Source organism: Nocardioides anomalus (assembly GCF_011046535.1).
In the GTDB taxonomy this organism is placed as follows: domain Bacteria; phylum Actinomycetota; class Actinomycetes; order Propionibacteriales; family Nocardioidaceae; genus Nocardioides; species Nocardioides anomalus.
This window is the reverse complement of sequence record NZ_CP049257.1, coordinates 783,871-801,056: the sequence shown is the minus strand read 5'-3', so window position 1 is coordinate 801,056 and position 17,186 is coordinate 783,871. Positions and strand designations below refer to the sequence as shown.

Below are 17,186 nucleotides of genomic sequence, written 5' to 3'. Positions count from 1 at the left end.
CGGCGTGGCACCACCCCTGATCTGAGGGGGTCCGTGTGAGCACCACACAAGCCATCACCCACGTCACCACGCACGCCACCAACCGCGCCACGAGTCAGGCCACCTCGCGCGCCGAGCGCAGCCGGCTCACCCACGAGCTGCTGACGCAGGCGCACGCCACCACCACCGACCCGGTCCGGCGCACCGAGCTCCTCGACGAGGTCGTGGTGCTCAACCGCGGCGTGGCCGAGGCGGTCGCCAACCGCTACCGCGGCCGTGGCGTCGCGGTCGAGGACCTGCACCAGGCCGCCTACGAGGGCCTGGTCAAGGCCGTGCGGAAGTTCGACCCCACCGTCCGCCCCGACCTCCTGACCTACGCCGTGCCCACCATCCGCGGTGAGGTCCAGCGCTGGTTCCGCGACCAGTCCTGGATGGTCCGGCCCCCGCGCCGGCTCCAGGAGATGCAGTGGCGGGTCAGCCGCGGCACCGAGACGCTCCAGCAGCAGCTGGGCCGCGAGCCCAGCGAGGACGAGCTCTGCGCGCACCTCGAGTGCACTCGCGCGGAGCTCGACGAGACGACCCAGTCCTTCGGCTGCTTCGCGCCGCCGTCCCTGGACCGGCCGATCGGCGGACTCGACGGTCCGACTCTCGGCGACGCCCTGCCCCACGAGGCGGACGAGCACAGCGCGGCCGAGGCCCGGGCCACGCTCGGCCCGGTCGTGCGCACGCTGCCCGAGCGGGACCGGCGCATCATCTACATGCGCTTCTTCCAGGACCGCAGCCAGCAGGACATCGGCACCGAGCTCGGCGTCACCCAGATGCAGGTCTCGCGCCTGCTCGAGCGGATCCTGCGCGACCTGCGCACCCAGATCGCCTGATCCGACCCGCGCCCGGACGGGTGGCCCGCGCGCTACCCGTCCTGGGGCTGGGACGGCTGGACGTGGCGGACCACGTCGGGCTGGAAGCCGTGCTGGATGCCCCAGAGCACGGCCTGGGAGCGGCGCTCGACGCCCATCTTGCGGTACGCCGTGCGGATGTAGGTCTTGACCGAGTTGATGCTGAGGTAGCTGCGGTCGGCGATCTCCTGGTTGGACAGGCCCTGGGTGATGAGGGCGATGATCTCGGACTCGCGCACGGTCAGCCCCTGCTCCTTGCCCGGGTAGCTGCTCTCCGGACGCGGGTTCACCGTCCCGCCACCCTTGGGCACCACCCGACGCCCCTCGTGCACCGCCTCCAGGGCGCGGACCAGCTCCTCGGCGTCCATGCCCTTGGACAGGTAGCCCGAGGCCCCGGCCTCCAGCGACTCCTGGACCAGCTCGGCGTGCAGGTTCCAGCTGTAGATGACGACCTTGGCCCGGCCACCGTCGACCAGCGAGTCGACGTCCACGCCCTTGCCCTGCACCTGGCCGAAGGTGTCGTAGAGGATCACGTCGACCTCGCGCACCACGGGCAGGTTGCTGTCCACCTCGATGACCCGCACCCGGTCGCGGAACGGTTCGAGCAGGGCGGCGACGCCCACGACCACCAGCTCGTAGTCGTTGACGATCGCGACACGCACCGGTCGTCCTTGCTGCATGGGGCACACCCTAAGTCGGCGGCCGACACGCCGTCGCCCTCCCCCGCTCGCGTGGCCACCACGGCTAGAACAGGAGTGGCCCCGCTGCGTATGAGGTAGCGGGGCCTGTTCGTGCCCGGGCTCAGCCCGCCACGTAGGCGTCGATCTCGCCCAGCAGCCGCGTCTTGATCTCCTCCGGGGCGAACGACACCCGCACGCCGGTGCGCGCCAGCTCGGCCAGCCCGGCCTCGTCCAGGCCCAGCAGGTCGGCCGCGACGGCGTACTCGTGGACCAGATTGGTGCCGAACATCGGCGGGTCGTCCGAGCCGATGGTGACCGTGACCCCGGCGTCGCGGAAGAGCGGCAACGGGTGCTCGGCCAGCGAGGCGACCGCGCGGGTGGCGACGTTGGACGACGGGCAGACCTCGAGCGGTACGCCGGTCTCGGCCAGGTGGCGCAGCAGCTCCGGGTCCTGCGCGGCCGACGTGCCGTGCCCGATCCGCTCCGCGCCCAGCAGCCGCAGGGCGTCCCACACGGTCTGCGGCCCGGTCGTCTCGCCGGCGTGCGGCACGCTGTGCAGCCCGGCGGCGCGGGCCCGGTCGAAGTGCGGCTGGAACTGCGGACGGGGCACGCCGATCTCCGGCCCGCCCAGCCCGAAGGCCACCAGGCCGTCCGAACGGTGGTCGAGCGCGTAGCCGAGGGTCGCGTCCGCCGCGGGCAGCCCGAACTCGCCGGGGATGTCGTAGACCCAGCGCAGCACCAGGCCGAAGTCGCGCTCGGCCTCGGCCCGCGCCGCCTCCAGCGCCTCGGTGTAGCCCTCGATCGACATCCCGATCGTGGGGTCGTCCGGCCGGACCGAGGTGTACGGCGTGCAGGTGAGCTCGGCGTAGCGCAGGCCCTGCTCGGTCGCCATCTCGCGCGCGATCTCGTAGGTCAGGTAGTGGATGTCCTCGGGGGTGCGCACCAGCGCGACGACCGCGAGGTAGACCTCGATGAAGTGCGCGAAGTCGCGGAACTCGAAGAACGACGCGAGCTGCTCGGGGTCGGTCGGGACGGTGCCGGGGTGGCGGGCCGCCAGCTCGCCGACGATGCGCGCCGAGGCCGAGCCGACGTGGTGCACGTGGAGCTCGGCCTTGGGCAGGCCCTGGATGAACGCGTCGAGCGGAGAGGCGTGGTCCGGCACGCCTGGGAGTGTGTCAGCCGGCCGCGGCGAGGGCCGCATCGATGGCGTCGCCGAGGGTCGAGCCGGCCTTCTTGCCGTCCACGAAGACCGTCGGGGTGCCGGTGACGCCGTTCTTGGACATCTCGTCGCGGGTGTTGGTCACCCACTGGTCGAACTCGCCGTTCTCGATGCCGTCCTTGACCGCGGACTCCTCGGCGCCGGCCTGCACGGCCATCTTCACCAGCTCGTCGTTGCTCGGCCCGGGGCCGCCCTCCTCCGGCTGGTTGTCGAAGAGCAGGTCGTGGTACTTCACGAACGTGTCGACCCCCGAGGTGTCGAGCACGACCGCGGCGGCGTTGAGGGCGCGCGAGGAGTACTGGTTGGTGGAGGCCTTGTCGAGGAACGACACCATCCGGTAGTCGATCTTGATCTTCCCCGCGTCGACGGCGGCCCGGAGCTGGTCGCGGGTGGACTTCTCGAACTCGTGGCAGATCGGGCACTGGAAGTCCTCGTAGACCGTCACGGTCTTCGGCGCGGACGCGTCACCGACCACGACGCCGTACCCGCCGTCGCTCGTGCCGCCCGGCGCGGTCGCCGCCTCGCCCGAGGTGTCGCGCAGGCTCTGGATGAGGAAGCCCGCCCCGATGATCACGGCGATGGCGACCACCACACCCACGACCGCGAACAGCTGTCGGCGGCGCTCCTGGCGCCGCTTCTCGGCGAGGAGGGCCGCCGCCCGCTCGGCGCGCTGCTGCTGCTTGGTCTTGCTGGCCATCGTCTCAGGCTCCTGCGGTCTCGAGGTCGTCGTCGTGCACGTCGGTGTCGTGGGTGGGGAAGAGGAGGGCATCGAGGGCCAGGCGCGAGCGGCGCAGCCACACCAGGAACAGGGACAGGACGAGCAGGCCGCTGTCGCGCGCGATCTCCCAGGGGTACGCCGAGTCGGCGCCCTCCTTGGCCCCGCCGCCGCCGAAGCAGCCGCACTCGATGGAGAGCCCGCGTGCCCACACCGAGGCGATGCCCACGATGAACGCCGCCAGCAGCAGCGCGGAGACCACGGCCGCGCCGCGGGTCAGCAGCCCGAGCACCAGCAGGGCGCCGAGGACCACCTCCACCACCGGCAGCAGGTGGCCCACCGTCGGCACCAGCGACTCGGGCAGCAGGTCGTAGGCGCGGACCGCCTCGACGCTCGCGTACGGGTCGGCCAGCTTGAGCCCGCCGGCCACGATCCAGACGATCCCGGTGACCAGGCGCGCCAGGGTGCCGGCCCACTCCTTCACGACCTCAGGGTAGGCAGCGGTCCTGAACCGGCGCTGAGAGACGGGAACTAGGGTGGGCAGGGTGAAGGAACGACTGGTCTGGATCGACTGCGAGATGACGGGCCTCGACCTGCGCGCCGACGCCCTGATCGAGGTCGCCGCGCTGGTCACCGACTTCGACCTCAACGTGCTCGGCGACGGCGTCGACCTCATCGTCAAACCGCCCGCCGAGGCCCTGGACCAGATGGGCGACTTCGTCCGGAACATGCACGAGCGCTCCGGCCTGCTGGAGGAGCTCGAGGGCGGCCTCACCCTGGCCGACGCCGAGGCCCAGGTCCTGGCCTACGTCAAGGAGCACTGCCCCGACGGCAGCCGCCCCCCGCTGGCCGGCAACACCGTGGCCACCGACCGGGCGTTCCTGAGCCGCGACATGCCGGCGCTCGAGGGCTTCCTGCACTACCGGATCGTCGACGTGTCCTCCATCAAGGAGCTGGCCCGCCGCTGGTTCCCCCGCGCGTACTTCCAGGCGCCGACCAAGCGCGGCAACCACCGCGCGCTGGCCGACATCCAGGAGAGCATCGAGGAGCTGCGCTACTACCGCGACGCGGTCTTCGTCGCTCCGCCCGGCCCGGACAGCGACACCGCTCGCGCGATCGCCGAGCGCCACGGCGGCGCCCTGACCGGCCTGCCGGTGCCCGAGGAGCCCGCGCAGGGCGGCGATTCCGCGCCCGCCGCAGACCTCCCCTAGACTTCTCGCTGGCTCCGGCACTCCCGGGGCCGATGGTGGGTGTAGCTCAGCTGGTAGAGCGCTGCGTTGTGGTCGCAGATGTCGCGGGTTCAAGTCCCGTCACTCACCCGGAGACGAGCCCCGGACGGCACCGCCGTCCGGGGCTCGGTCGTCTTCTCCGCCGCTCCGGCCGAGGTGGCCCTCAGGCCGGCGTGAGCGTGGCGCCGATGGCCGCGATGTGCGCGGGCGTGGAGCCACAGCAGCCGCCGACCAGGTCGATGCCCAGCTCGGCCAGCCGCGCCGCGTGGGCGGCGAGGTCGTCCGGGGTGGCGTCGTACTCGAAGTGGTCGCCGACGACCTGCGGCAGACCGGCGTTGGACTGCGCGACGAGCAGCAGGTCGCCGGTGCGGGCGCCGGCCATCTCACCGGCGATGACCTCCATCTCGGAGGGACCGCGGCCACAGTTGGCGCCGACCGCGTCGGCGCCGGCGGCGGCCAGGTGGGCCACCGCGTCGGCCGGGCGGACGCCCATCATGGTGCGCAGGTTGGTGTCGAAGCTCATGGTCACCACGACGGGCAGGTCGGGGGCGACGGCGCGGGCGGCGGCCAGCGCCGCGTCGGCCTCGCCGAGGTCGCTGAGCGTCTCCACGAGCACCAGGTCGATGCCGCCCTCGACCAGGGCCGCGAGCTGCTCGGCGAAGAGGGCCTGCGCTTCCTCGGGCGTCATCGCGCCCAGCGGAGCGAGCAGCTCGCCGGTGGGCCCGAGGTCGCCGGCCACGAGCAGGCCGTGCTCGTCGGCCACCGAGCGGGCGATGCGCGCGGCGTTGCGGTTGACCTCGGCCAGCCGGTCCCCGAGACCGTGCATGTCCAGGCGCGGGCGGGTGCCGCCGAAGGTGTTGGTGGTGAGGATCTGCGCGCCCGACTCGGCGTACGCCGCGTGGGCCGCGCGGACCGCGTCCTGGTTCTCCAGGTTCCACAGCTCGCCGGGGGCGCCGTCCTCGAGCCCGCTGTCCTGCAGCAGCGTGCCCATGCCGCCGTCGAAGAGGACCGGCCGGCCACTGCCCAGCAGCGCCGCGAGCCGGTTCACGAGCCGAGCCCGTCGAGGTAATCGGCGATCCGGTCGCTGGGCCACGCCGCGTCGAGCTCGGCGCTCACCCGGTCGAGGACCTCGGCCGGGCTGCCGTCCGCGCCGGTCCACGCGGTGCGCTGCCATCCCGCGAGGTAGTCGTCGGCGCCCGTGTCGCCGAGGCGCATCGCGGCCTCGTCGATGGCCTCCTGGAACCGCGGAGCGAGCTCCGCCTTGACCGTCTCGTCACCCGCGCGCGCCGCCACCATCGAGGGGGAGCTCGCGCCAGGTGGTCACCTGGTACTCCGTCACGGACCGAGCCTAGGCGCAGCCGGGGCGCCGGCCGGACCGGAGCGTCAGCCGCGGACGAGCCAGGCGGCCAGCGTCTGCCGCACCGCGGCCAGCAGGAGTCGCGACTCCAGCAGGGCCGAGCCGGTGATGGAGGGCAGCGCCGGGGGCGTGGGGCCGTGCGGCGTCCGCGGGGCGGTGTCGGTCATGGGCCACCAGTTGCCCGCGACAGTGCGTCGCAAACGGGGTCTTGTTCGTCGTGCGCCGGCGACGGCGCTCGCCAGCCGCCCAGATCTCTGACTAGAGTCAGAGGATGAGCACGACGGCGGTGCTGCGCCGGTTCAACCGGACCTACACGCAGCGGATCGGGGTCCTGGAGGAGTCCTTCCTCGGGCTGGGGCTGCCGCTGGGCGCCGCGCGCCTGGCCTTCGAGGTCGGCGCGGTCGGCGAGGCCGGCGCGACCGTGCGGGGGCTGCGCGCCCGGCTGGGGCTGGACTCGGGGCACCTGGCCCGGCTGCTGCGGCGCCTGAAGGAGGCCGAGCTGGTCACGGTGGCACCGGACCCCGCGGACCGGCGGCGCCGCACGGTGACCCTGACCCGCAAGGGCCGCGGTTTCCTGCGCCGGCTCGACGACCGCTCCGAGGAGCTGGCCGCGCGCCTGGTCGCGCCCCTGACCCCGCGGCAGCAGGAGCGGCTGGTGGCCGCGCTGGCCACGGCGGACCTCCTGGTCCGGGCCGCGACGGTCGACCTGCGGACCGTGCACCCGGCCGCACCCGAGGCGCGGGCCGCGGTGTCGGCGTACTTCGAGGAGCTGCGCGAGCGCTTCGGCTTCGACCCCGGGCAGCCCGACGACGAGCGGGCCATGGCGCCGGGGGCCGGGGTCTTCGTGGTGGCGACCAGCGACGGCGAGCCGGTGGCGTGCGGCGGGGTCCAGGCGCTGGAGCCCGGCGTCGGCGAGGTCAAGCGGATGTGGGTGCACCCCGACTGGCGCGGCGCGGGCCTGGGCGCCCGGCTGCTGCGCCACCTCGAGCAGGTCGCGGTCGACCTCGGCCACCACACCGTGCGCCTGGACACGAACGGGACGCTGACCGAGGCCATCGCGATGTACGAGCGGGCGGGTTACCGCCGCACCGAGCGCTACAACGACAACCCCTTCGCCCAGGCGTGGTTCGAGAAGGCCGTCCCTAGCGCCCGCCCGGACGGGGGGTGAGCCGCTCCCAGTCCAGCTCGATCGGCAGCAGGCGGGCCTCGGCCCACGCCTCGTGCTGGTCGAGGTGGTGCGGTGAGCGCGGGTCGCCGGAGGCGCCCATCGGGACGACCCAGCCGCTCCGGGCGCGGTCGCCCAGGTCCCACACGTAGCGCGCCACCGACCCGCGGTAGGCCTCGTCGGTCACGCCGGGCAGCCACCCGGTGCAGCGCACGGTGTCGGTGTCGCCGCTGACCGGGGTGGCCGGCACGACCGGGGGCTCCAGGTCGGGGTCGGCCACGTCGAAGGCGTGCGTGGGCGCGAACACGTGCGTGGCGCCCCACGCGGCCGGGTGGTCCGCGGCGTCGGCCAGGGCCTCGACGGCCAGGCGTCGGACGTCGACCCCGAAGGCGGTGCCCGCGCCGACCAGCGGCTCGAGGGCCAGGCCGACGCTGGCCGGCAGCGAGAGGTACGCCGCGAACAGCGGGCCGCGCACGGTGTCGTCGAGCAGCGGCCGCAGCGCGTCGGCCGCGCAGATCCGGTGTGTGAGCGCGGCGCGCCAGGCCGCGAACGCCGCGGCGCCCTCGGAGTCGGCGGCCATCACGCCGTCCCAGGCCAGGATCCGCTGACGGACCTCCTCGCCCGCTCCGGTGGCCTCGACCCCGCGCAGTGCGTCGCGCAGGGGGACCGCGGTGAGGGCCGCGCAGTCGCCGTGGATCGCCGCGAGGTCGGCGACGGTGAGGTCGTCGCGGTCGCGCAGCAGCGCGTCGATGCGGTCGGCGCGGTGCGGCGGGGCGAACTCGGTGCCGAGCAGGTCGCTCTCGCTCCCCCGCCGCTCGTTGGCGGTGACGACCTGGCCGTCGGCCGGGACGTCGTGGCGCGGCAGCTCGACCCAGCCGCTCCAGGTGTCGGCGCCGCGGCCCGCGGCGATGCCGCGGCGGTTGGCCTCGGCCCGCACCGGGACCCGCCCGGCGTAGCGGAAGCGGACCTGGTCGCGGTCGGCGATGACCACGTTGTTGACCGGCGCCACCCAGGCGTCCAGCGCGCGGTCGACGTCGTCGACGGTCCGGCTGCGCAGCAGCGGGAGCAGGGCGTCGAAGCCGAGGTCGCCGAGCACGGTGGCCGCGTCGCGCAGGGCGGTCCCGCGGCCGGCGTCCCGGTCGACCTCGAACAGCGGTCCGCGCTCGGTGGCCCAGACCTCGACGGCCACCGGGTCGGCGCCGCGCACCTCGACGACCTCCTCGTGGCCGTCGACGACGTCGTCCAGCGACTCGTCGTACAGGTCCTGGTAGTCGGCCACCGCGTTGGTGATGGCCCACGCCACCTCTCCGGCGTGCGCGAAGTGCTGGACGCCCGGGACGCCGGGGAAGGTGAAGCCGACCACGTCGAGCGCGTCGACACCGGTCACCGCCAGCCGCACCTGGCTGTAGACGCCGGGCGACTCGAAGACCCGGTGCGGGTCGCCGCCGATGAGCGGCCGGCCGCTGCGGGTGCGCGCGCCGCCGACGGCCCAGGCGTTGCTGCCGGGGACGTACGCCGGGTCGCGCGACAGCAGCGCCTCCTCGGCGCCCAGGACCTCGCGGGCGCGCTGGTGCCAGAGCTTGGCCGGGGTGCTGGCGAAGAGCAGGTGCTGGGCGTGGAAGACGGCGAGCGGCGTCCACGGCTCCCACGGCTCGGGTGCGATCGCGAGCCGCTCGAGCTCGGGGGCGTCGTCGTGCAGCCCGGCGTTGACGCCGTCGACGAAGGCGGCCACGAAGGCCTGGGTCTCGGCGTCGCAGCCGGCCAGCGCCCGCTGGGCGGTGTCGACGATCCGGGTGCGGCGGGCCCAGGTGTCCCACGGCAGCTGCGCGGCGCCGAGCACGGCCGCGGCCGTCCCGGTCGCCCGGCGGCGCTGGTGCTCGAGCTGCCAGGCGCGGTCCCGCGCCGCGGCGTACCCCTGACCGCGGGCGAGGTCCCGCACGTCGCTCGCGCGGACGTGCGGGACGCCGTAGGCGTCCTCGAAGAGCTCGGCCACCCCGCGAACCTAGTGCGCGTGGTGGTGGCGCTTCTTCTTCCTGAGCTTGAGCGGCGCCAGGGAGTTGCCCGGCGGGATCTGGTCGCAGTTGCCGGTGAACGGCAGGCCCGCGAAGCGCTGGCCGAGGAAGGCCATCGCCTCGGGGAAGAACTGCAGGCCGGCGGTCGTGTGGTCGGCGCCCTGGTAGACCTTCAGCTGCACGGGCGCGCCCTGGCCGCAGTACTCCTTGGCCAGGCCCTGCACGTCGCCCTTGATCATCACGTCGTCGCCGGTGCCGTCGTGGTCACCGACGCCGAAGAACAGCGGCGTCTGCGGCGTGCCCGGCGTGCTGCCCATGATCAGCTTGTTGATGGTCTTGGCGATGGGGCGGATCTTGAGGAAGCGGTGGTACTTCTTCTTGACCAGCTGCTGCACCTTCAGCCCGGGGTAGTTGCCGTTGAAGGAGCCGATGCACTGGTCCTGCACCTCGGCCATGACCTGCTTGCCGTAGCGGCTGGCGTACTTGTTCACCTTGATCCCGAACGCGCGCGCCAGCGACACCAGCACGGCCGGCATGACCCCGGACCACGAGGCGCTGCCGTTGACGTACTTCAGGTTGTGCGCCAGGTGCACCGGCAGCCCGCCGACCGCCGCGCCGACCAGGTTGAGCTCAGGGGCGTACGACGGCGCCAGCTCGGCCGCCCACTCCCCCGCGATCGAGCCGCCGGAGTAGCCGAAGAGGCCGACCTTCTGGCTGGCCGGCATCCCCAGGTAGCTCTCGGTCGCACGGATGCTGTCGAGGGTGCTCCAGCCCGACTCGTGGCCCGCGACCCAGTGCAGGTCGGTGCCCTCGAAGTCCGGCACGGTCACGGCGTATCCCTGCGCGGCCAGGCCGACCACCAGGCCCGCCTCGGTGACCGCCAGCTGGGAGTTGCTCGCGCCCGGGTCGCCGCCCTGGAGGGTGTAGCTCGGCGAGCACTGGTCGCCCAGCGCGTCGTAGAAGCTGAGGTAGGCCACCAGCCCGCCGTTGACCGGCCCCGTCGGGTTGAGCACCGTCGTGACCGTCGCGCTCGGGCGGCCCTGCTCGTCCTGGGTGCGGTAGAGCAGCTGCACACCCGGCACCACGCCCTGGCCCGCACCCGGCACCCCGACCGTCACCGGCCGGCTCCGCAGCACGGTGCCCCGCGGCACGTCCTGGAGGGCCGACGCGCTCCACGCGTAGAAGGGGTCCTCGTGCGGCCGCGGCACCGCCGCCTGGCTCGGCGCGGCCGTCGGCAGCGCCAACGCCAGTGCCACGGCGACCGCCACGGCGGTCCGTCGTACGGCTCGGATCATGGTGCCCTCCCGGTGTCTCGCTGTCCCCGCGGGTCAACGCGCGACCCCGCCCGCGGTCACGGTTCCCGATTTCGACCGCACCTGACGCGCTGGTAGTGTTGCTCCTCGCAGCAACCGGGCGCCATTAGCTCAATTGGCAGAGCAGCTGACTCTTAATCAGCGGGTTCGGGGTTCGAGTCCCTGATGGCGTACCAGCATCACCGCAGGTCATGTGCCCCGTTCGACTCTCGTCGGAGGGGGCACTTGCGTCTCCGGGGGGCGTACTGGTCACCGACTGGTCACGCGGCCCTCGCGCTAGAAGGTTCCCCACCGCGTCGGCAGCCCTCCTGCTGACACCACCCACCAGGTGGGCGTAGGTGTCCGCGGTCAGCGAGAACGAGGAGTGGCCGAGGAGTTTTGAGACGATGGCCAGGTCGTAGCCAGCCGCGAGGAGCAGCGACGCGTGGGCGTGACGAAGGTCGTGAAGCCGCTGGTGACGCAGTCCGGAGTTGCTGACCATCTGTGCGAAGCGCTTGGTGACCCGCTCTGGGTGGATCGGGGCTCCGTCGTCGCGGGCGAAGATGAGGTCGTGATTGGTGTACGCCGATCCCCACGAGGCGATGTGCGCCGACTGCAGGAGTCGCTGTCGTTCCAGGAGATCTAGGGCCTGAATACCGAGATCGATACGGCGGGCGGTCCCGCTGGACGTCTTGGGCGTCGAGAAGCCGAGGTTGCGGTGGGCGCCCAGGCATGTCGAGCAGCGGATGTCGCCCTTCAGGTCGACTACCTGCTGACGGACGACGAGACAGCCCTCGTTCGCCTTGATGTCAGTCCACCTGAGACCGAGGAGCTCCCCTCGTCGCAGCCCCGTGAGGACCGCGAGCTCGAAGATCGGGCTCCAGGGGTCCTCGCTGATGGAGACCAGGAACTCACCGATCTCCTCAGGCTCCCAGGGGTTGATCTTGGCCTTCAGGTGGCGAGGCAGCCAGGCGTTGGTTGCGGGGTTGCGCTCGACGAGTTCTTGGCGCACAGCGTCGCCTAGGGCTGAGCTCAGGGTGGCGTGAATCCGCCTCACTGTGGGTGCACCCCGCCCCTCGTCGATGAGGGCCCGTGTCATCTCGGAGATGTGACGGGTCCTGAGCGCTTGCAGGCGCACCGCGCCAAGCCGCGGGGCGATGTCCACAGAGACGTGACGGCGGTAGTCCTTGATGGTCGTGGGCTTGGAGTTCTTGGCCTTCTCGTCGAGCCATCCGTCGAGATACTCCTGAAGCGTGAGGCGTTGGTCGTCACGCATCCCGCCGTTGGCAGCCTTGCGCTCTGCCTCGAGCATCGCCTTCTTCGCCTCGGCCTGGGTTGCGAAGCCGCTGCCTCTCACCTGTTTGCGCCGACCGCTCCCGAGGTCTTGGTAGCTGATGACGTAGGACCAGCTGCCGTGCTTCTTGTTGCAGGCGACCCTCCGGCCTCGCTTGTCATAGGCCGGCGGGCACCCGCAGCGCTTGTTCAGGCTTCCGATGACGGCACCCCCTTCTTGAGCTTGTCGAGGATCTGCTGTAGCTCCGCAGCGACCTCACGGACGGCTTCTTGGCGACCGGCTTGAAGGCCGTGAAGTCGACCCTCCTCAAACGAGTCGACCCCGGTGGTGAAACGCTCCCAGCCCGCCTTGATCGAGGGCAGCTTCGGCGCAGGGTCACGACCCTCGTCGGGCAGGGTGCTGAGTCGGTCCTCGATCAGCGGGTCATCTCCGACGGCGTCGTGGTTGAAGGCAAGCCAGGCGAGGAACCTGGGGGTCATCAGCTGGACCTCGTCTACCTCCTCGTCGGGACGCCCGAGGTGGATCCACGGGGCGTCGATGTCCACCTCCTCGTTCTGGGGCGTAGCCGTTGGCGGCAGGAAGAACCATGACAGCGGCAGCCGCAGTGCCAGGCTGAAGGCAATGACGTCGGTGACGTCGAAGCTGCGCAGGCGGGGACTTCTGGCGGCCCACCCTTGCTCAGCGGCGCTGACCGCGGCGACGGTCCACTTCTTGCCCGTGAGCCGGCGCAGTTCGCCCGCCAAGTCCTTCTGACTCATCTCCCTCCCGGTACGACCCAGCTTGAGGTTGTACGCGACGACCTGACGCACGTTCACAGGCGGCACGGCGAGGTCGGCGCGCTTGTGCGTCGTCGGTTCGCTCCATGGGCTGAACCACCTGAGCTTGGCCATGGCTTGACGCTACATGTCTAGACTCAACATCTCAACAGAACATGGTGTTCTGCTCTAAAACAGAAGGGACGAGCGATGGCACCTCCACTGAGCCGCACCTGGACACGGTGCGACATCGAGAACCTCGGCGTGGTCACGGACGTCCGGACGGCTGCCGCGATCCTTGGGATCTCCAGGTCCCATGCGTATGACCTCATCAACCGGGGCGAGTTCCCGTTCCCCGTCCTGGCGTACGGGCACAGGAAGAAGGTGCCGGTGGCCGGCATCCTGCTCCACCTCGGCTTCGCCGGGGACGACGACGACGACACCACCACCCGCACCGAGGGTCTATGAGCAAGCTCAAGCCCAAGAACGTCGACCATCAGACCCTGTGGGCGATCCGCGACGCACGGGACCTCGACGCCTGGGAGAAGGCGTTCCTCTTCGTGGTGGCCACAAGGGGCCTGATGTTCACCACAGCGGCCCGGGCAGCGGCGGACATGGGGATGGGGCTCACGAAGTTCTACGCCGTGCGGAAGTCGCTGCTCTCCCGCGCCCTGGTATCTGTGACCACGCGAGGACAGGGCAACGGATCGTCGATGACCACCACGTACAGCGTGAACCTCGACGAGGTGCGCAAGCTCCTGCCTTCTCCGGGCGAGGAGTTCGCAACCGGCACGACCACGCCCGACGGCGAGATCCCTCCCGCGTCGCGAGTGAAACCACTATCGCAGGACGAAGAGGTATCTACCGCTGTGCGAAGCCTGCGTATCCGTCGCACGGCAGAGAGAAGGTCACCCGAAGGTTCACCTGAGGAAGACCACAAGACCACCACTAAGCCGGAGCCGGGCTGGTCGAAATCAACGCAAGAGATGAGCCCGTACATGAAGGAGCTCACCCACAGGATCGGGTCCTTCACCGAAAAGGATCTCCGCTTGGTCTTCCTCGTGTGCCTATACAACCGCAAGCACGTTCAGGGCCTCGAGTTCATCTTCACTTCCTCGCCACCTAGCTTTGCCTTCGGCGGTATGTCTCCGGCACCCACGGAGGACTTCCGAAAGATCCTCGGGGAGCGACCTGGTCTCCTCCAAGAACTTCTTCTGGAACTTCCGGAGGAAGAACTCAAGCTCGCATTCGATCTGGGGCCTGAGGGATACCGCGACCACTTCCGCAATAGGACTTCCACCTCGGTAACTTCATAGCCACCAAGCATGGACACCTGACACCGACCAGGGCTCTTCGCCGGCGGACGTTCCTGCCTGCCGGCGTATCGGATCTGTTCTCCGATACGACCCCACCTAGCAGAAACCTCCGCGACCATTGCGTCATGGCCCTCAAACCGGTGACGCCCATGCCGGTGGATCTGATGACACCGCCATCCGCAGGCGGTCCTCCAGCACACACCGCGCGCGACGCGACCCCAAACTCAAGCACTCCAGATCGACGGCCATGAGAGCTCGTGCCCTAGCAGTCGTGCTGGTGGCCACCACCACCTTCACCATCACCACCTTCTCGCCGGTCGCGTTCACCACCTCGCGCGCCCTCGCGACAAACCAACACGACAGCAGCGCTCATGCCGACCGGCGCGCAAGCACGGCCAAGGTCGTGCGCTGGGTCGATGGCGACACCGTCAAGACCTCGGTCGGCCGCATACGCCTGATCGGGGTAGACACCCCCGAGGAGGGACAGTGCGGGTACACGCAGGCCAGGAAGCTGGCACAACGCCTCGCGCCCGTCGGCACCACCATCCGCCTCGGCGACCCGCCGTCGGTCCAGAACAAGGACAGCTACGGACGGCTCCTCAGATACGTGAACCATGGCCGAATCGACATCGGGCTCCGTCAGATCCAAGCGGGATCTGCCGCAAGATACGACTCGCTCGACGGCTATGACCCGCACCCGAGGGAAACGGTTTACCGGCAGGCCGATCTCGAAACAGACCCCTACTGCACCCCCGCGGGTCCCCCGCCACCCCCGCCACCCCCGCCGGACCTCACCTCATACCCGCCGATCCCAGGCACCTGGGACTGCCCCACCAACGCACCCATCAAGGGCAACCGCGGCGAGACCGAGTGGATCTACCACCTGCCCACCAACAAGTACTACTCCGCCACCAACCCGGAAGAGTGCTTCGCGACCGAAGCCGGGGCTCTAGCCGCCGGTTACCGCCCGGCCCGGGTCTAGGGCCCACAACCTCACTGGACCTTCGAGGCGCGGTAACCAGCGTCCTCAGCGTCGTCAGCCGTCGAGAAGCACTCGCTCGGATAAGTAGCGTCGTAGTACTGCCAGCCGGGCAGGTGATAGATCCGTTCGCCGGCCTGCGAGACGTTCCCCTTAACCGGGAAGTCGCTCGGGCAGTTCCGACCGTCCGGCGACCGTGACGTCTCAGAGTCCACAGACGAGTTATCACCGTCATGGGTAAGCACCAACGCCACCACCGTGGTGATCACCGCGCCCCCTACCGTGGCCGCCGTCCACTGGACCAAGCGGTGCGACCAGTGCCGTTCCGGCCTCGACGCGGGACGGTGACCGCTACTCATGGGGCCACTCTGTCAGGGTGGGGCACTGAGCCTGATCAGGTCGACTTCTCTCTCAACAAGTCCAGAGGTTCCACACCGATCGAGGAGGCCAACTTCTCGACGGTCCGCAGAGTGAGGTTCCGCTCCCCCCGCTCGACTGATCCCATGTAAGTCCGGTGCACTCCAAGCTCGTCGGCGAACGCCTCTTGAGAGAGCCCCTCGTCCTCACGATGGCGACGCAGGTTGCGGCCCACAACCCGTTGAAGTTCGCCTTCCATGACGCAACCGAGCGTCTTGGGCCGCTACCTTTAGGTCTACAGACTTATAAGTAGCGGGGAGTCATCATGAGCAGGTCGTCAGCGGATGTCACGATCGCGCTCGTGGCCCTGGTGATGGTCGTCAGCGGCTGTGGCAGCTCATCGACAACAACACCTGGCGACAGCGCGGCGGCGACATCGGCAGCGTCGTCGGCGTCGACGGCGTCTGTCGACCTCTCCGACGCCTACAACTCATGCGCCTTCGAGCGCGCCACCGCAGAGAAGCTCTTCCCCGGGAGCTCAGCGTTCTCACTCGGGGACAACGGCAAGAGCATCATCATCGCCGGCGCCCCCATGGCCTACCAGGAGTTCCTCGACGCTCTCACGTGCCTCTTGGACGAGGTAGGCACCTCCGATGCCCTGACTTCTCAGATCGGCACGACCACCAACGGCACCGAGCCTCAACAGGCGTCGGAGGCCGGGCTGGACTACCAGTGGAGCTTTTCCAGCACCGGCGGGCTGTCACTCACTGTCACCTATGCCGAGTGAGGCCAGAAACGCGAGAAGACCAGCGAGGGGGCGGCCTGGTGGCCGCCCCCTCAGTAGTCATGCCAGCACGGCTTGCAGCGTTGACCACGCTTCCTGGTCGACCCGCCCGAAGTCACCTGCGATGGTCCGCAGCATGTTCCGCTCGGGCCTGCTGGTTCCTCTGACCGGGTTCTCGTGGTGCTCGTAGGTGTTGACCGCCTGAAGCGCCCCATGTGCGGTGCCTGACCAAGGCGCTACCCGGTCGTCGTATCGGTACAGGTTGTCCAAGAGGTCGCGCTTCTTGTCGGCCAGGGTGAGCGATCTCCCCGTCAGGGCTCTACCGTCCGCCCCCACCCTTGGCACATAGGTGTCCAGGAACGAAGACCACGCAGGGTCGGGCACCTTGACCTCGCACAGGTGAGCGACCTCTCGGGCGAAGGAGTCCGCGATGGTGTGCACCATCGACAGAGCGTCCCGGGCCGCCATCAGATGGGTGCGTGAGTGCCGTGAATGCTTCACCTTGTAGGCCTGGCCCTTCTCAGCCAAGGCTGTCTCGCGGGTGTTGTCGCATACGACGTCAGTGATGGTGCGCTTGTAGGTCGTGGCGGTCGAGCCGTCGAAGCTGGTAGTGGCGAGGAGGTTGGGCCTGAAGATCACCCCCTGCGGCGTCGTGATCGACTCCGGGACCGAGACCTCGACCCAAGCGACCGCCCCTCCTCGAAGGAGCCCAGCTGAGCTGATGCTCAGGTCGTCGTCGAGCAAGTTGGCTACGGTGCCCAGCAGCCATTCGCGGTACTGGTGCATGGCGTAGCCGGGGGCGAAGATGCCCATAACCGCGTTGTTGTCATCACGGCAGATGGCCTGCCGGTCCTCGACCACGTCCCAACGGACGGGGCTTCCCGCCGAGCTGAGGTGCGTCATCGTCGTGACGTCGGTTGGCGTCTCGACCGCGATCTGCCGCGAGACGGCTTCCCAGGAGAAGAGACGACGCTCGACGTCCGAGACCGGTATGGGGCCGGGGTAGTGGTTCGACTCGACGCCTTGGTGCTCGGCTCGGTAGTGCCATGCGGTGCCGCGGTGGTCCGTGTTCCCGATCAACGTGTGGGTGTTCAGGTGCTCCAGCGTTTCCTTGCTCATCAGGTTTGTCCTCCTCTTGAAATGACGAAAGCCCCCGA

Annotated in this window: 20 protein-coding genes, 2 tRNA genes and 1 pseudogene; 9 read left to right on the top strand and 14 right to left on the bottom strand. The window is 70.3% G+C overall.

Annotated elements, in window-relative coordinates:
• The first annotated feature begins 35 nt into the window (after window positions 1–35).
• Window positions 36–857: a sigma-70 family RNA polymerase sigma factor gene (locus tag G5V58_RS04215; protein WP_165229035.1), complete on the top strand. Its 822-nt coding sequence runs from the start codon at window positions 36–38 to the stop codon at window positions 855–857.
• 32 nt (window positions 858–889) lie between these two features.
• Here the strand turns inward: G5V58_RS04215 and G5V58_RS04210 are convergent, their stop codons facing one another.
• The 4 genes from G5V58_RS04210 to G5V58_RS04195 all read right to left on the bottom strand — a co-directional run bounded on the left by G5V58_RS04210 (window position 890) and on the right by G5V58_RS04195 (window position 3,973).
• A complete protein-coding gene (locus tag G5V58_RS04210; protein ID WP_165229033.1) occupies window positions 890–1,555 on the bottom strand; it encodes a LuxR C-terminal-related transcriptional regulator in 666 nt (221 codons plus the stop codon).
• Window positions 1,556–1,676: 121 nt separating this feature from the next.
• Window positions 1,677–2,717 carry an adenosine deaminase gene (locus G5V58_RS04205; RefSeq protein WP_230487072.1) on the bottom strand — a complete coding sequence of 347 codons (1,041 nt, stop codon included), beginning with the start codon at window positions 2,715–2,717 and terminating at the stop codon, window positions 1,677–1,679.
• 13 nt (window positions 2,718–2,730) lie between these two features.
• Complete coding sequence (locus tag G5V58_RS04200) at window positions 2,731–3,471, bottom strand: DsbA family protein (protein WP_165229029.1); 741 nt, start codon at window positions 3,469–3,471, stop codon at window positions 2,731–2,733.
• Window positions 3,472–3,475: 4 nt separating this feature from the next.
• Window positions 3,476–3,973: a MauE/DoxX family redox-associated membrane protein gene (locus tag G5V58_RS04195; RefSeq protein ID WP_165229027.1), complete on the bottom strand. Its 498-nt coding sequence runs from the start codon at window positions 3,971–3,973 to the stop codon at window positions 3,476–3,478.
• 94 nt (window positions 3,974–4,067) lie between these two features.
• Between G5V58_RS04195 and orn the strand changes: the two genes are divergently transcribed.
• Together orn and G5V58_RS04185 are read left to right on the top strand one after the other, a co-directional pair.
• On the top strand, window positions 4,068–4,700 hold the full coding sequence (gene orn / locus G5V58_RS04190) for an oligoribonuclease (RefSeq protein WP_230487322.1): 633 nt from the start codon (window positions 4,068–4,070) through the stop codon (window positions 4,698–4,700).
• A 35-nt stretch (window positions 4,701–4,735) separates the two neighbouring features.
• Window positions 4,736–4,808 (top strand) — tRNA-His (locus G5V58_RS04185).
• Between the two features lie 73 nt (window positions 4,809–4,881).
• On the opposite strand, the gene G5V58_RS04180 is transcribed toward G5V58_RS04185, so the two are convergent.
• From G5V58_RS04180 to G5V58_RS04170, 3 genes are all read right to left on the bottom strand, one after another.
• Window positions 4,882–5,766: a homocysteine S-methyltransferase family protein gene (locus tag G5V58_RS04180; protein ID WP_230487071.1), complete on the bottom strand. Its 885-nt coding sequence runs from the start codon at window positions 5,764–5,766 to the stop codon at window positions 4,882–4,884.
• On the bottom strand, window positions 5,763–6,014 hold the full coding sequence (locus G5V58_RS04175) for a virulence factor (RefSeq protein ID WP_230487070.1): 252 nt from the start codon (window positions 6,012–6,014) through the stop codon (window positions 5,763–5,765). Before G5V58_RS04175 ends, G5V58_RS04180 begins: the two co-directional genes overlap by 4 nt.
• An 87-nt stretch (window positions 6,015–6,101) precedes the next feature.
• The gene (locus G5V58_RS04170) at window positions 6,102–6,242 is read right to left on the bottom strand and encodes a hypothetical protein (protein WP_165229023.1); all 141 of its coding nucleotides are present in this window, start codon (window positions 6,240–6,242) and stop codon (window positions 6,102–6,104) included.
• Between the two features lie 104 nt (window positions 6,243–6,346).
• Between G5V58_RS04170 and G5V58_RS04165 the strand changes: the two genes are divergently transcribed.
• Window positions 6,347–7,243, top strand: coding sequence for a bifunctional helix-turn-helix transcriptional regulator/GNAT family N-acetyltransferase (locus G5V58_RS04165; protein WP_165229021.1), 897 nt, complete (start codon window positions 6,347–6,349; stop codon window positions 7,241–7,243).
• On the opposite strand, the gene G5V58_RS04160 is transcribed toward G5V58_RS04165, so the two are convergent.
• Together G5V58_RS04160 and G5V58_RS04155 are read right to left on the bottom strand one after the other, a co-directional pair.
• Window positions 7,218–9,233, bottom strand: coding sequence for a penicillin acylase family protein (locus G5V58_RS04160; protein ID WP_165229019.1), 2,016 nt, complete (start codon window positions 9,231–9,233; stop codon window positions 7,218–7,220). The two genes, G5V58_RS04165 and G5V58_RS04160, sit on opposite strands and share 26 nt — an antisense overlap.
• Before the next feature lie 9 nt (window positions 9,234–9,242).
• Window positions 9,243–10,520 (bottom strand): lipase family protein, encoded by a 1,278-nt coding sequence (locus G5V58_RS04155; protein WP_165229017.1) that lies wholly within the window; start codon window positions 10,518–10,520, stop codon window positions 9,243–9,245.
• Between the two features lie 145 nt (window positions 10,521–10,665).
• On the opposite strand from G5V58_RS04155, the gene G5V58_RS04150 reads away from it, so the two are divergent.
• Window positions 10,666–10,741 (top strand) — tRNA-Lys (locus G5V58_RS04150).
• Between the two features lie 209 nt (window positions 10,742–10,950).
• On the opposite strand, the pseudogene G5V58_RS26655 reads toward G5V58_RS04150, so the two are convergent.
• Together G5V58_RS26655 and G5V58_RS04135 are read right to left on the bottom strand one after the other, a co-directional pair.
• Window positions 10,951–11,901, bottom strand: a pseudogene (locus G5V58_RS26655) (site-specific integrase); the annotation flags it as partial.
• Between the two features lie 125 nt (window positions 11,902–12,026).
• The gene (locus G5V58_RS04135; RefSeq protein ID WP_165229015.1) at window positions 12,027–12,728 is read right to left on the bottom strand and encodes a hypothetical protein; all 702 of its coding nucleotides are present in this window, start codon (window positions 12,726–12,728) and stop codon (window positions 12,027–12,029) included.
• Between the two features lie 129 nt (window positions 12,729–12,857).
• Here G5V58_RS04135 and G5V58_RS04130 point away from each other — a divergent pair, with 129 nt between their 5' ends.
• The 3 genes from G5V58_RS04130 (at window position 12,858) to G5V58_RS04120 (ending at window position 14,891) form a co-directional block, all read left to right on the top strand.
• Complete coding sequence (locus G5V58_RS04130; protein WP_230487068.1) at window positions 12,858–13,061, top strand: helix-turn-helix transcriptional regulator; 204 nt, start codon at window positions 12,858–12,860, stop codon at window positions 13,059–13,061.
• Entirely contained in the window at window positions 13,058–13,909 is an 852-nt protein-coding gene (locus G5V58_RS04125; RefSeq protein WP_165229011.1) for a hypothetical protein, read from the top strand. Before G5V58_RS04130 ends, G5V58_RS04125 begins: the two co-directional genes overlap by 4 nt.
• 277 nt (window positions 13,910–14,186) lie before the next feature.
• Window positions 14,187–14,891, top strand: coding sequence for a thermonuclease family protein (locus tag G5V58_RS04120; protein ID WP_165229009.1), 705 nt, complete (start codon window positions 14,187–14,189; stop codon window positions 14,889–14,891).
• 11 nt (window positions 14,892–14,902) lie between these two features.
• On the opposite strand, the gene G5V58_RS04115 is transcribed toward G5V58_RS04120, so the two are convergent.
• Both G5V58_RS04115 and G5V58_RS04110 read right to left on the bottom strand, forming a co-directional pair.
• Window positions 14,903–15,157, bottom strand: a complete 255-nt coding sequence (locus G5V58_RS04115) for a sunset domain-containing protein (protein WP_165229007.1) — start codon at window positions 15,155–15,157, stop codon at window positions 14,903–14,905.
• Window positions 15,158–15,282: 125 nt separating this feature from the next.
• Window positions 15,283–15,504, bottom strand: a complete 222-nt coding sequence (locus G5V58_RS04110; RefSeq protein ID WP_165229005.1) for a helix-turn-helix domain-containing protein — start codon at window positions 15,502–15,504, stop codon at window positions 15,283–15,285.
• A gap of 102 nt (window positions 15,505–15,606) precedes the next feature.
• Here G5V58_RS04110 and G5V58_RS04105 point away from each other — a divergent pair, with 102 nt between their 5' ends.
• Window positions 15,607–16,032: a hypothetical protein gene (locus G5V58_RS04105; RefSeq protein WP_165229003.1), complete on the top strand. Its 426-nt coding sequence runs from the start codon at window positions 15,607–15,609 to the stop codon at window positions 16,030–16,032.
• Between the two features lie 57 nt (window positions 16,033–16,089).
• Here the strand turns inward: G5V58_RS04105 and G5V58_RS04100 are convergent, their stop codons facing one another.
• Entirely contained in the window at window positions 16,090–17,148 is a 1,059-nt protein-coding gene (locus tag G5V58_RS04100; RefSeq protein WP_165229001.1) for a DUF932 domain-containing protein, read from the bottom strand.
• Window positions 17,149–17,186 lie beyond the last annotated feature (38 nt).

Excerpts from the sequence above, each read along its gene's own strand:
- G5V58_RS04210 (WP_165229033.1), bottom strand. The coding sequence starts at position 1,555 with ATGCAGCAAGGACGACCGGTGCGTGTCGCGATCGTCAACGACTACGAG.
- G5V58_RS04200 (WP_165229029.1), bottom strand. The coding sequence starts at position 3,471 with ATGGCCAGCAAGACCAAGCAGCAGCAGCGCGCCGAGCGGGCGGCGGCC.
- orn (WP_230487322.1), top strand. The coding sequence starts at position 4,068 with ATGACGGGCCTCGACCTGCGCGCCGACGCCCTGATCGAGGTCGCCGCG.
- G5V58_RS04175 (WP_230487070.1), bottom strand. The coding sequence starts at position 6,014 with ATGGTGGCGGCGCGCGCGGGTGACGAGACGGTCAAGGCGGAGCTCGCT.
- G5V58_RS04170 (WP_165229023.1), bottom strand. The coding sequence starts at position 6,242 with ATGACCGACACCGCCCCGCGGACGCCGCACGGCCCCACGCCCCCGGCG.
- G5V58_RS04165 (WP_165229021.1), top strand. The coding sequence starts at position 6,347 with ATGAGCACGACGGCGGTGCTGCGCCGGTTCAACCGGACCTACACGCAG.
- G5V58_RS04135 (WP_165229015.1), bottom strand. The coding sequence starts at position 12,728 with ATGGCCAAGCTCAGGTGGTTCAGCCCATGGAGCGAACCGACGACGCAC.
- G5V58_RS04125 (WP_165229011.1), top strand. The coding sequence starts at position 13,058 with ATGAGCAAGCTCAAGCCCAAGAACGTCGACCATCAGACCCTGTGGGCG.
- G5V58_RS04110 (WP_165229005.1), bottom strand. The coding sequence starts at position 15,504 with ATGGAAGGCGAACTTCAACGGGTTGTGGGCCGCAACCTGCGTCGCCAT.
- G5V58_RS04100 (WP_165229001.1), bottom strand. The coding sequence starts at position 17,148 with ATGAGCAAGGAAACGCTGGAGCACCTGAACACCCACACGTTGATCGGG.